The sequence below is a fragment of the Pedobacter terrestris genome, assembly GCF_052343045.1.
In the GTDB taxonomy this organism is placed as follows: domain Bacteria; phylum Bacteroidota; class Bacteroidia; order Sphingobacteriales; family Sphingobacteriaceae; genus Pedobacter.
Genome location: NZ_CP180264.1, coordinates 804,941 through 817,697, shown reverse-complemented (window position 1 = coordinate 817,697; position 12,757 = coordinate 804,941). Strand labels below are relative to the sequence as shown.

Genomic DNA, 12,757 nt, shown 5'->3' with positions numbered 1-12,757 from the left:
AGGCACAAAAATCACGAAGATGCGTCTTGGTGGTTTTTGTGCCTTTTGTATTTTAACTATTAACGGAAAGCCTATTGGTATAACTATTCCAACCGGCCATTAAAAAATCTCGATGAAACAAGTAGAAGATTCAGAAATTCTGGAAAAGTTTGCCGTCGAGAGTACGCGTAACGAGGCTTTTAATCTGCTTTTAAAAAAATATCAGCAGAAAATTTACTGGCACATCAGAAGATTGGTACTGAACCATGACGACTGTGATGACCTCATTCAGGAAGTGTTTGTTAAAGTGTGGAAAAACCTGGATAAATTCAGAAGCGATTCCCAATTGTACACTTGGATTTATCGCATTGCCACGAATGAAGCCATCACCTTTCTCAACAAACAAAAACAGCGAAACAACACACCTTTGGATGAAGTTTCATCAGAGCTCGCTGAAAATCTGGTAGCTTCATCTTATTTTAACGGAGATAAGCTTGAGCTTAAACTCCAGAAAGCGATATTAACGCTACCTGAGAAACAACGCATTATTTTCAACATGAAATATTTTGACGATATGAAATATGATGAAATATCTGAGGTTTTAGGCACGTCTGTTGGCGCTTTAAAAGCTTCATTTCACATCGCGGCAAAAAAAATAGAAGCTTTTATTACAAATGATGAAATTGACTATTAAACCTTTTTCTATTAATTGTATCATATATCTGTGATGAATGAAAATTTAGTAAATAACGATTGGATAAACGATGCACCCGTACTTGCATCAATGAAAAAGCGCAATCCTTTTGTCGTTCCCGATGCCTATTTTGAAAGTAGTAGCGCAGATATTCATTCTTCAGTTTTTCTTGAACAGTTAAAAGAAAAAACCAAGAGAGAACATTTTGACATTCCAGAAAATTATTTTGAAGAGTTAACGGAGCGTATTCTTATTCAAATTTCTCTTTTGGAAAAACGCAACGCTCAGCAAGCTTTCGGTTTACCTGAGCATTATTTTGATACTTTACAAAGCAGAATCCAGGCAAAAATTGCAGCAGAAACACCAAAATCAGAAGCGAAAGTAGTAAAACTATGGAGCAGTAGAATGATTAAGTTTGCCAGCGCAGCTTGTTTTTTAATTATAGCATCTTTCGGTGTATTCTTTTATCAGAACAATTCATCGACGGTGCCTAACGTTGCGGAAAGGGTCGATTTAGGTAATGAACAAATACTGTATGATATTGATGAAGGTATGATTATCGAACATCTTGAAGCACAGCAAACCACAACAAATACAAATAAAATTTCTGCCTCAGATACAGAAATGGAAAACTACATCCTGAGTAATTTCTCTTCTAACGATTTGTCTCAGGCTTTAAATAACTAAAAAAATGAAAAACTTATTTCTCGCACTTTTAATTCTGCTACTGCCATCAGTAGTTTTGGCCCAACGCCCAAAGGCAGAAGAAATTGAATCTTTTAAAATTGCGTATTTCACTCAGAAACTTGATCTTTCTCCGGAGGAAGCTAAAATATTCTGGCCAATCTACAACGATATGCAGGCTGAACATCAAAGTTTACGCAAAGAACGTGCGCAGAAAATGATCTCATTCCGAAAAGTGGCCGAGATCGATAATTTGACAGATGCTCAGGTGCAAAGCCTGATTACCAGTGAATTTGACATCAGACAGAAAGACCTTAATCTTGAAAAAAAATATTATTATAAATTAAAATCGGCACTGCCGATAAAAGTTGTCGGCAAGTACTATCGGGCAGAGGAAGCTTTTAAAAGGGAACTCCTGAACCGATATAGAAAGCAGTAAAAAAAGATCAGCAAATATGCTGGTCTTTTTTTTTGCAATTATTCAACTGGCTTTGGATTTGTCTACCAAAAGTTTTGCCTTATTTTGTCATGATTACCAGTCCACAAAACAGTCTAAAAATGAACCAGATAACCTGAAAGGATAATGTTTTTTTATTTTTTCGATATTAAGAAATTGTGATTCTAATTTAAAACTAATATTTTAGCAAAGTCATCCTCAATTAATTAAAAAGTTTAAACTTTTTTAATATGTATACATGCATAGCAATTGATGATGATTTCTCTTCATTGGAAATTTTAAAGGATTATATCAGCTTAACGCCTGATCTTAAACTCCTCAAAACGTTTACAAATCCGCTTACAGCTTTAAAAGAAATCCAAAAACTGGATCATATAGACATTGTCTTTGTTGACATAGAAATGCCTGAAGCAAATGGCATGGAAATTTCTGCGCAGTTCAGAAAAAAAGTCTCCAAACTGATCTTAATAACCAGCTTTAAAAACCAACTGAAAACCCCTATAGATGCCGATGGTTACCTGCTTAAACCCTTTCCTTTTTCCAAATTTACCAATACACTGCAAAAAATAGTTGGTGTAGAAAATAAATTGCACCTTGTAGAAGACGACAAGTCTAGATATCTGATTGTAAAACAGGCAAAAGCGAAACGCAAAGTTTCCAGAATCCGCTACCGCGAAATCATGTACATTGAGGGTTTCGGCAATTATATTAAAATACATACTCAGGCGGAAAGTATACAGGTTTACGATACCCTTCAACGTTTGCAGGTTTTAGCAGAAAACAATGGTTTTATTCGCTGCCATCATTCATTTATTGTAGCAGAAGATTTGATTATTGAAGTACAATCGAAACATATTGTACTGAAAGAAGGCTATAAAATTCCAATCGGTAGAAACTACAAAAACTATTTTTTGGAGAAAATTTATAAAAACGAACTTTCGGAAATATGATTTGAGCTGCTTTGCGTATTTTTGCGCCATGCTTACTCAACGTCAATTATTTCTACAACATAATGCACAAACTTCACCAGAACCACTTTTGCTCGAATTTGTTCGGGCAAAAGGTGTTTACATTTTTGATTCATCCGGCAAAAAACATCTTGATCTAATTGCTGGTATTGGCGTAAGCAATGTTGGACACTGCCATCCATTGGTGGTAAAAGCCATACAGAAACAGGCAGAAACCTACATGCATCTAATGGTTTACGGCGAATATGTCCAAAGTCCGCAGGTTAATTTTGCTAAGGCTTTAGCTGATATTTTACCGCCATCTTTAAGCTGTACGTATTTTCTGAACTCTGGAACTGAAGCTGTAGAAGGTGCCATGAAACTGGCCAAGCGTTACACCGGCAGAAAAGGATTTATTGCCTGTAAAAATGCGTATCACGGCAGTACGCAAGGTGCAGAAAGCTTAATGGAAAGCGACTTCTACTCATCTGGATATGGCCCATTTCTACCGAATGTTGATTTCATAGCACACAACAACATTAGTGATTTGGAAAAGATTACTACCAAAATTGCCGCTGTTTTTATCGAACCCATCCAGGGAGAAGCCGGAATCCGTGTTGCCGATATAGGCTATATGAAAGCGCTCCGCGCTAAATGTTCAGAAACGGGAACTTTACTAATTTTTGATGAAATACAATCTGGCTTTGGAAGAAGCGGCAAAATGTTTGCCTTTCAACATTTTGACATCATTCCGGACGTATTGTTACTGGCAAAAGGCATTGGCGGTGGCATGCCTATCGGTGCTTTTATCAGTTCACTAGAAATTATGTCGGTACTCTCCCATTCTCCAATTCTTGGTCATATGACAACCTTTGGCGGCCATCCGGTATGCTGTGCTGCAGGTCTCGCCACTTTGAGAACTTTAGTAGATCAGAACATTGTAGAACAGGTTGAAGAGAAAGGACAATTGTTTAAAAAACTGCTCCAACATCCGGCAATTAAAGAAATCCGTGGTAAAGGACTAATGCTGGCGGTTGAATTTGAAAGTTTTGAAATCAACAAAAAAATAATAGATGCCTGTATTTTAGATGGCGTATTGTCCGACTGGTTTTTACATTGCAGCAATTCTATGCGAATTGCACCGCCTTTAATCATCAGCAACGAAGAAATTGAAGAAGCCTGTTCTATTGTCTTAAAAAATATTAATTTAGTAATGAAAGCAGCCGAAGACATAAAGTAAATTTGTACTGCTTAAAACAAATCCTGACTACCCGATACTCAAAACCGGAACTAAAATGAACGTACTTATTGTTGAAGATGAAAAAAGCCTGGCTTTAGAAATGGATGAATTTCTGAGCAAAGAAGGGTTTATTGTAGAGCACGCCTGGAAAAAATCATCGGCAGAAGAAAAAATTTTTGTTAACAATTATGATTTTATCCTCCTTGATCTGGGATTGCCTGATGGCGATGGATTTGACGTTCTAAAACAGCTTAAACGTTTGGAAAATCGTGATGATGCCGTTATTATCTTAACCGCCAGAAGTACTGTTGATGACCGTATAAAAGGTTTGGATGAAGGTGCTGACGATTATTTACCAAAACCATTTTCATTAAATGAATTGCTGGCCAGGATGCACGCCATTATCCGGCGGAAACACAAACTGGATAAAAATGAAATCAGCATCCATAACTTTCTACTAAATATTCAAAACAGAACAGTTTCATTTGGAGATGAGCGGTTAAACCTAACCAAAAAAGAATTTGAAATTTTCAATTATCTGGTTTTGAATAAAAACCGGGTGGTATCTCGTATGAGTTTGACAGAACACGTCTGGGGCGATATTTTAGAAGTCAATTCTGACTCTAACTTTGTTGATGTACATGTTAAAAACCTTCGGAAAAAGCTTGCTTTGGTAAATCAGATTGATTGGTTTGAAACCGTACGTAGTATTGGTTATCGTATTAATTGCTAGTTGTTCGTTTTCATATTACCGGCATGAAATTACAGGTCAAATTTTCTCTTTACAATGCCATCACAAAGATTACCATCATTGTAGTTTTAGGCGCAATTATTCTTTTTTCACTAAACCGACTGGCTTACAATCAACTGGATAGCAGGATTTTAAAGAAAAAAAGCAAAATCATTGAAAGCCTGAATAATAAAGAGATTGACAGCTTACTGAATAATGAAGAATCCTTTACGGATTACAATATTCTTAAAGAAGAATTTATTATCCTAACCGACATTCCAGACAATCAACCCGACTCGACCTTGTCAATAAATACTGAAAGGCGGGAAATTGAAGGCGACATAGAATTTTACCGAATTCTAAATTATAAGTTTAAATACCACACAAATTGGTACAATTTGGAAATCGGCGAAACCATGACGGCCTTAGAGTCTATTAAAAACTCTATTCGTTTCTATATGTTGGTGGTTCTTGTTGTTGCTTTGTTTTTTACACTCATTGCCGATTTTACCTTTTCTACTTTTTTGCTGCGCCCCTTTTATCAGATAATTGATAAAAAACTCAACAAAGTTGATGATCCCAGTCATTTTGATTACGAAAATATTCCCACCAACACAGACGATTTCAGGCTTTTAGACAACAGTATCAATCTGCTCATGCGCAAAATTAATACGCTTTTCACACTGGAAAAGCAGTTTATTGCCAACGTTTCTCATGAGTTGCTTACGCCAATTTCTATACTGAGTACGCGTTTTGAAAATATGTTGAATACACCGGAAATACCGGCAGATCACGAAAATAAAATATACGCATCTTTAAAAACATTAAACCGTTTAAAACTGATCATCAACAGCTTGCTATTGATATCAAAAGTTGAAAACAATCAATATCTCAAAACCGAAGAAATAAATCTAAACCAGGAATTGAGCGATATCTACGAAGATTTGGAAGATCGTATATTGGATAAAAACATTCGTTACGAAACCAAAATAGATGGCGATTTTTATTTTAAAGGAAACCAAGCGCTGATCCACACACTTTTGGTTAACATCGTTAACAACGCTATAAAGTACAATGTTGAAAATGGATTAATTAAGGTGAATGGCCAATATTCACATCACGATTATATACTAACCATTTCAGATAGCGGTACTGGCATGAGCAAAGCACTGGTGGAAAATGCTTTCGATCGTTTTAAACGCGGAAATACGGAAGAAAGCGGTTTTGGACTTGGCTTAGCAATAGTACAGAGTATCGCAAAATTTCATGAAATAGAGATCGGCATTAAATCCGAAATAAACGAAGGAACACATGTTTCATTAACCTTCCAATCAAAGTAAGTTTTTCTGGTTATTTAACGAACAGAGAAAACAAATTTGCGGGATCTTACACGCATTGAAGGATTTAACTTCGGCAAAGCCATTCCTTTTTGTAGATTTGTAAACCCATGTTTGAGCCGTCTTTGTATAGAAAAATAACTCGTCTTGTATCTTTGCTATCGTTTCTGACGGCATTTGTTGCCAACGCACAAACGGTAGTAAGTATACAGGATTCCGTTCCCCAACACATTTTCACCTTTAAGGAAATTGAAATTTTAGAAGATCCGTCTGGGAAACTGTCGTTTGATGAAGTCAAGAGCAAAAAACTAGCAGGACGATTTAAAGCAAGTTTAAAAAGTACGCCTCAAACAACTCTGTTGGATAAAACATATTGGTTTAAAATTCGGATACAACCAAATCCCGAAGCACAAAAAACGTTTTTGCTTGAGTTTTTTGATCAGACGATAGACCAAATCAGCGCTTATGTTCCTCAAAAAGACGGCAGATATAAAATCGAGCAGCTGGGTGATTCAAATCCATTCAGGCATCGGCTGATCAACCACAAAAACTTCGAAATTCCGCTGGAGAACCATTCGAAAGATACACAGATTTTCTACTTCAAAATAAAGTCTTCGCAAATATCAGACGTAATCATCGTACTGCGCAGCACTGAATGGTTTATTGCCTATGCATTGAATGAATACTTCTATTTCGGAATTTTCTATGGAATGATTCTCGTATTTAGCTTTTATAACCTACTTATGTTTCTGGCCATCAGGCAAAAACAATATTTGTATTACGTACTGTATAATTTGAGTTTAGGTTTTTTTGAGATGAGTTCTGATGGGATTGCCTATCAATATCTCTGGCCAAATGCGCCAGGCTGGAACCAGGTTTCTTATGCCTTTGCGCTTTGTGCAACCAGCATCTTTGCTCTTTTATTTACCAAAGAACTGTTATTTGTGAAGGCAAAAGCACCAAAGCTCAATCAATTAATTGCTGGTATAATTGTTTTACGGCTTTTATTTTTTGTGTACAGTTATTTCCTGGATCAAACCTTATTCAGCTATAAATTTATCGAAGCCATTCCGCTATCTGTTGCTTTTTTTACGGGAATCTATATTTACAAAAATGGGTATCAGCCTGCACGTTTTTTTGTATTGGGCTACAGCTTTCTCTTTTTAGGTTTCACACTAAAATTTCTCATTATGCTCGGCATATCATGGTTAAATTTTGGCGTAGTGAGTTATTATAGTTTAAGTTTCTGTTTTGTGTTGGAAATGGTTTTTTTATCGCTTGCCATTGGCGATAAGGTCCGGATTCTAAAAATAAAAAAAGATAAGGCTCAGCATAAAATGATCCGGCAGATGGCGCTGAATGCCAAGCTCAAAGATACGCTAAATCAGGAGCTGGAAAGTAAGGTAGAGGAACGTACGCGAGAGGTTTACCACAAATCCTTAATCATTGAGAGCAAAAACCACGCACTGGAAGAAGCAAATGCATTACTTCAACAGCAGGCTGAAGAAATTTCAAGAATGAATGTTTTGCTTGAGCAGGACAATGAAGAACTGCAAACGAGTGTAGAACGGGTAAGTCTTGATCGCGTAATGAATACGGAAGTAGATTTTGAAGAGTTTAGCAGAATTTATCCGGACAAAGAAAGTTGTTATAACTTTTTAGCCGATTTAAAATGGGCAAAAGGTTATCAATGCAAGAAATGCAACAATGCACATTATTTTAGCGGGCATATTTTAAATAGCCGGCGTTGCAGCAAATGTGGCTATGAGGAATCTGTGACCACATACACCATCTTCCACGGCACAAGGATTCCGATTAATAAGGCCTTTTATATGATTTTTCTGATTTATTCATCTAAAGGAAAAATTTCATCTCATAAATTATCGGAATTACTTTCTATTCGCCAGAGTACTTGCTGGACCTTCGGAAGCCGCATAAAAAAAGTAATGGAAGACCGGAAAAAAGTGCTCAAGAAAAGTGGAAAAAATGGATGGAGCCAGCTTGTAATCGAATCTTAGCACTGCAATAAAGTATTTTTTGTTTTTTATCCAATCAAAATTGATCGGTATTTAAGCGTATCATTTTCATACCGCCCAACTATTCCATTTGTGCGATTAATCGCTGATTATCAACAGTAAAACCCTGAATAAGACTACGGTATTCAAGCGTATCGAAAACAACACAAACACCTGCTTATCAATGATTTACGTTTAATTTTTTGCGTAAAAAACTTGTAAATAAGGTTAATTCGGTGTTAACTTTACACCATATTATTTAACAGAGCAAAAATTATGAGAAAAAAGTTTACATTGCTTATGGCGTGTATTCTTGGCTGTATCTCTTTGGGTATGGCACAGAATATAACCATAAAGGGACAGGTAAAAGACCAGCAAGGATTATCCCTTCCAGGCGTTTCTGTAAAAGTAAAAGGAACTAACCAAGGCGCCTCCACTTCAGACAACGGTACTTTCACCATCAACGCGGCAAAAGATGCGATTTTAGAATTTTCTTTCATTGGCTTCAAATCTTTGGAAGAGCCGGTGAATAACAGAACAACAATAAATATTACCTTATCAGATGACAATCAGCAACTCAATGAAGTTGTCGTTATCGGTTATGGAACCACGACCAAAAAAGATTTGACAACTGCGGTGGTTTCTGTTTCTTCGAAAGATTTGGAAAACCAACCGATCACCAATCCGCTGCAAGCCGTACAAGGCCGTGCTGCAGGTGTTCAGGTAAGTTCACAATCTGGTAAGCCAGGCTCTGGGGTTTCTATTAGTATCAGGGGAAATACGTCCATCACGGCTTCTAATAGCCCGTTATACGTAATTGACGGCGTAACCTCCCGCGATGCAAGCTTTCTGAATGCGAATGATATTGAATCGATGACTATTTTGAAAGATGCTTCAGCAGCCGCCATTTATGGATCAAGCGGTGCAAATGGTGTTGTTTTGATCACGACAAAAAAAGGTTCTGCCGGCAAACTTAAAGTAGGATTTAATGCATTTACTGGCTTCTCAAATTTCTGGCAGACACAAGACGTGCTTAATAGCGAGCAATACGTAGCTCTGATGCGGGAGTTGGGTTACACTACTTTTGGAGGGAACAACAATACCGACTGGCAGAAGGAAACTTTTGGTACAGGAACGCAAAATCAATATCAGGTTTCTTTATCTGGTGGTGTGAAAGGTGGTCAGTACTATTTCTCTACAGGTTATCAGCAAGACAAAGGTGTAGTTGCGCCTGCAAAACTAGACCGTTTAACAACGAATTTTAATGGATCTCAAAACATAACACCTTGGTTAAAAATTACCGGAAATGCTGTTTTGACTTCCAGCAATTCTATCGACGTTGGCGACAACAGCAGTGTTTCTCGCGGAGGTGTAATTCTTGGTGCATTAACAACACCGCCAACGATAGGAATTTTCGAACCAAACGGACAATATACAACAATCCCTAACGCGGGCGGTTGGGATAATCCACTTGCGTTAGCATTTGGCTCTAACAATAAAAACAGGAACTTTAGATTTATTGGTGCATTCGGTGCACAGTTGAACTTCACAAAAGATCTTTACCTGAAATCTACAATCAGTACCAACGCAAACCGCAATTTCTATCGTTATTTTACTGACAATTTCTTAACTACTTACGGACGTCAGGAACGTGGCGTTTACCGCGATAATACCACACTAGACCGTGTTTGGTTAAATGAAAACATCTTGAATTACACAAAAAATGTGGGTAAAAATGCTTTCACTGCAACAGGCGGATACACCATCCAATCTTCAGATTACCAGTATAACAACAATGAACTAACCCGGTTTTACGACACTTCCGGTAATGCCATTTCTCCTTCAGTTGCATTAACCATTCCGCAGCGCGCGCAATGGACCAAGCAATCTTATCTGGCAAGAATTACTTATGCGTACGACAGTAAATACCTCTTCAGTTCGAACTTCAGAGCCGACGGATCATCCCGTTTTGCAGAATCAAATCGCTTCGGATACTTCCCTTCCTTCTCTGCAGGCTGGAGAATTTCGGGTGAAAACTTCATGAAAGACAGCAAAGTCATCAATGATTTAAAACTTCGCGGAAGCTGGGGTAAAGTTGGTAATGATGAAGGAATTGGAGATTACGCGTATATGAAGCTCTATAGCGTAAATGCGCAGGGCGAATATAATCTTCAGAACCCAGCAAACAACGACCTTTCATGGGAAAAAACAACGCAAACAAATATTGGTATAGATTTAAGTATGTTCAACAGCAGAATCACATTTACTGCCGATGCGTACCTGAAAAAAACCAACGACTTGTTGATTAACGTTCAGCTTCCACCTTCTTCAGGTTTTGGAAGTCAGGCTTACAATGTTGGCGCCATGGAAAATAAAGGTTTGGAATTTGTATTGTCGACAAAAAACTTCGATCATGAGAAATTCAAATGGAGTACAGATATGAACTTCTCTTTAAATAGAAATAAAGTAACAGATTTGGGCAGCACCACCCAGTCGCTGGATTTCGCGACAATTTACGAACGTGATGCTGCTGTAAGAATTGTAACCGGCCAGCCATTGGGAAGTTTTTACGGATATGTTTTTACAGGCGTAAATCCACAAACCGGCGCTGCACAATATGCAGACATTAACGGAAATGGAGTTACTGGTTCTGCAGATCCTGGCGATCGTACATTTATCGGTTCGGCACAACCAAAATTCATTTACGGAGTAACCAACAACCTGACTTACGGAAACTGGGGATTAAATATCTTTTTCCAGGGTGTTCAAGGGAGCCAATTGTTTAATGCATCAAGAATCGACCTTGAAGGTATGTTCGACTCTAAAAATCAGTCTGCAGCAGTTCTAGACAGATGGACCACTCCTGGTCAGATTACGAGTGTACCAAAGGCATTGAGAAGCAGTTCTGAAAACTCATTAACATCAAGCCGTTTTGTAGAAAATGCATCTTATTTACGCTTAAAAACGGCAACATTATCTTACAGTTTCGGGTCTTCAGCACTTGAAAAATTAAGAATGAGCAAATTAACAATCTTCGCAACCGGCTACAATTTATTAACCTTCACCAAATATTCGGGTTTAGATCCTGAAGTAAATGTAAACTCGGCAAATGGCCCGTCTATGGGTGTAGATTATGGAACCTATCCACAATCAAGAAGTTTATTATTCGGTGTTAATGTTGGATTTTAAGAAAAACAAAGATGAAATTAAAGATATACACACTCGCAGCGGTGGCCGCAATGGCCATTACTTTACAAACCGGATGTAAAAAGGATTTTCTGGATAAACAACCTTTTAATCAGGTTACAAGCGATGTTGCTTTTACTACAGCAGCTGGAGCCGAAAAATTACTTGCAGGTACTTACGGTGGCATGTACAACGATTATCATATCTGGGATTATATGATTAACGGAGATGTAACTGCAGATAATGCTTATGCAGGCGGAGACAATCCGGCAAACATTCAGATCGATTTGTTCACTACAAATTCTACAAACAGTAATGTGAGCAGAGACTGGAGCGGATTATATTCAAATATTAAAAATGCCAATGAGGTATTGGAAAATGTACCAAATATCCAAGACGCAGCCTTAGATGCAAACGGAAGAAGAAACCAGATTTTAGGCGAAGCTTCCGCAATGCGCGCGTACTTTTATTTCCATCTGGTACGTTTATGGGGTGGCGTTCCTTTGGTACTCAAATCGCCAACAACGCTTGAAGAAATGCAGAAACCGCGTTCATCTGTTGATGAGGTTTATGCACAGATAATCAAAGATCTTGAATTTGCGCTGGCAAATGTGAGAACTTCTGCTCCGAATAAAGGATTAATTACTAAGGGAATTGTGAATGCTTTGCTCGCTAAAGTTTACGCTTCCAAACCTACACCAGATTGGGCAAAAGTGCAGCAATATGCAGATGCGACAATTTCTGGCGGATATAGTCTTTTGGGTTCATTCGATCAATTGTTTGATGGCAATCACAAAAACAACAGCGAATCGATCTGGGAAATGCAATATGACGGTTATGGCGGCCCTACCGGACGTGGAAACTGGATGCCAAGTGTAATTGTAGGAACAGGCTGGAAACGTTTTTGTACGCCAAGCAATGATCTTGTTGCAGCTTACGATGCACAAGGTGATTTAATCCGTAAAAATTCAAGTGTTACATTTAAGAATGCAAGTACTGAAGGCTGGTCAGATGATTACTGGCCAAAATCAAGTTTTCCTTATATCAATAAATACAGAAATGACGACTTAACAAATTCTTATATTATTCGGTTGGCTGATATTATTTTGTTGAAAGCAGAAGCACTAAATGAATTGAGTGCTTCCGGATGGTCTGCATCAGCACCTTTGGTTAATCAAATCCGAAACCGCGTAAACCTGGGTTCAACCACTGCAACCAGCCAGGCCACGATGAGACTTGCAATTGAAAATGAGCGCCGTTTAGAACTCGCTTTTGAAGGGCACAGGTGGTTTGATTTACTGAGAACCAACAGAGCTATTGCAGTTATGAATGCGCAGACAAATGGAAGTGGCGCTCCATTAAACTATAATGTTACGGCTGCAAAGCTACTTTTCCCAATTCCGCAGACAGAATTGGATCGAAACCCGAACATTCGTTAATATTCATCCAAAACAAAGGCGGCGCTTGTCGCCTTTGTTTTATACCTTT

The 12,757-nt window shown here is 37.9% G+C and carries 10 protein-coding genes; all 10 read left to right on the top strand.

What is annotated here, in order from left to right; all coding sequences use genetic code 11:
- Window positions 1-112 precede the first annotated feature (112 nt).
- The 10 genes from ACJVDH_RS03540 to ACJVDH_RS03495 all read left to right on the top strand — a co-directional run bounded on the left by ACJVDH_RS03540 (window position 113) and on the right by ACJVDH_RS03495 (window position 12,708).
- Window positions 113-673 (top strand): RNA polymerase sigma factor, encoded by a 561-nt coding sequence (locus tag ACJVDH_RS03540; protein ID WP_443946197.1) that lies wholly within the window; start codon window positions 113-115, stop codon window positions 671-673.
- 33 nt (window positions 674-706) lie between these two features.
- The gene (locus ACJVDH_RS03535; protein ID WP_443946196.1) at window positions 707-1,360 is read left to right on the top strand and encodes a hypothetical protein; all 654 of its coding nucleotides are present in this window, start codon (window positions 707-709) and stop codon (window positions 1,358-1,360) included.
- A gap of 4 nt (window positions 1,361-1,364) precedes the next feature.
- Entirely contained in the window at window positions 1,365-1,796 is a 432-nt protein-coding gene (locus ACJVDH_RS03530; RefSeq protein ID WP_443946195.1) for a hypothetical protein, read from the top strand.
- A gap of 248 nt (window positions 1,797-2,044) precedes the next feature.
- Complete coding sequence (locus tag ACJVDH_RS03525) at window positions 2,045-2,764, top strand: LytR/AlgR family response regulator transcription factor (RefSeq protein WP_443946194.1); 720 nt, start codon at window positions 2,045-2,047, stop codon at window positions 2,762-2,764.
- A gap of 28 nt (window positions 2,765-2,792) precedes the next feature.
- Window positions 2,793-4,001: an aspartate aminotransferase family protein gene (locus ACJVDH_RS03520; RefSeq protein ID WP_443946193.1), complete on the top strand. Its 1,209-nt coding sequence runs from the start codon at window positions 2,793-2,795 to the stop codon at window positions 3,999-4,001.
- Between the two features lie 55 nt (window positions 4,002-4,056).
- The gene (locus tag ACJVDH_RS03515; RefSeq protein WP_443946192.1) at window positions 4,057-4,734 is read left to right on the top strand and encodes a response regulator transcription factor; all 678 of its coding nucleotides are present in this window, start codon (window positions 4,057-4,059) and stop codon (window positions 4,732-4,734) included.
- Window positions 4,735-4,757: 23 nt separating this feature from the next.
- On the top strand, window positions 4,758-6,071 hold the full coding sequence (locus tag ACJVDH_RS03510) for a sensor histidine kinase (protein ID WP_443946191.1): 1,314 nt from the start codon (window positions 4,758-4,760) through the stop codon (window positions 6,069-6,071).
- Window positions 6,072-6,223: 152 nt separating this feature from the next.
- Entirely contained in the window at window positions 6,224-8,086 is a 1,863-nt protein-coding gene (locus ACJVDH_RS03505) for a 7TM diverse intracellular signaling domain-containing protein (protein WP_443946190.1), read from the top strand.
- A gap of 273 nt (window positions 8,087-8,359) precedes the next feature.
- The gene (locus ACJVDH_RS03500; protein ID WP_443946189.1) at window positions 8,360-11,272 is read left to right on the top strand and encodes a SusC/RagA family TonB-linked outer membrane protein; all 2,913 of its coding nucleotides are present in this window, start codon (window positions 8,360-8,362) and stop codon (window positions 11,270-11,272) included.
- A gap of 11 nt (window positions 11,273-11,283) precedes the next feature.
- The gene (locus ACJVDH_RS03495) at window positions 11,284-12,708 is read left to right on the top strand and encodes a RagB/SusD family nutrient uptake outer membrane protein (protein ID WP_443946188.1); all 1,425 of its coding nucleotides are present in this window, start codon (window positions 11,284-11,286) and stop codon (window positions 12,706-12,708) included.
- Window positions 12,709-12,757: the final 49 nt, after the last annotated feature.

Excerpts from the sequence above, each read along its gene's own strand:
- ACJVDH_RS03540 (WP_443946197.1), top strand. The coding sequence starts at position 113 with ATGAAACAAGTAGAAGATTCAGAAATTCTGGAAAAGTTTGCCGTCGAG.
- ACJVDH_RS03535 (WP_443946196.1), top strand. The coding sequence starts at position 707 with ATGAATGAAAATTTAGTAAATAACGATTGGATAAACGATGCACCCGTA.
- ACJVDH_RS03530 (WP_443946195.1), top strand. The coding sequence starts at position 1,365 with ATGAAAAACTTATTTCTCGCACTTTTAATTCTGCTACTGCCATCAGTA.
- ACJVDH_RS03525 (WP_443946194.1), top strand. The coding sequence starts at position 2,045 with ATGTATACATGCATAGCAATTGATGATGATTTCTCTTCATTGGAAATT.
- ACJVDH_RS03520 (WP_443946193.1), top strand. The coding sequence starts at position 2,793 with ATGCTTACTCAACGTCAATTATTTCTACAACATAATGCACAAACTTCA.
- ACJVDH_RS03515 (WP_443946192.1), top strand. The coding sequence starts at position 4,057 with ATGAACGTACTTATTGTTGAAGATGAAAAAAGCCTGGCTTTAGAAATG.
- ACJVDH_RS03510 (WP_443946191.1), top strand. The coding sequence starts at position 4,758 with ATGAAATTACAGGTCAAATTTTCTCTTTACAATGCCATCACAAAGATT.
- ACJVDH_RS03500 (WP_443946189.1), top strand. The coding sequence starts at position 8,360 with ATGAGAAAAAAGTTTACATTGCTTATGGCGTGTATTCTTGGCTGTATC.
- ACJVDH_RS03495 (WP_443946188.1), top strand. The coding sequence starts at position 11,284 with ATGAAATTAAAGATATACACACTCGCAGCGGTGGCCGCAATGGCCATT.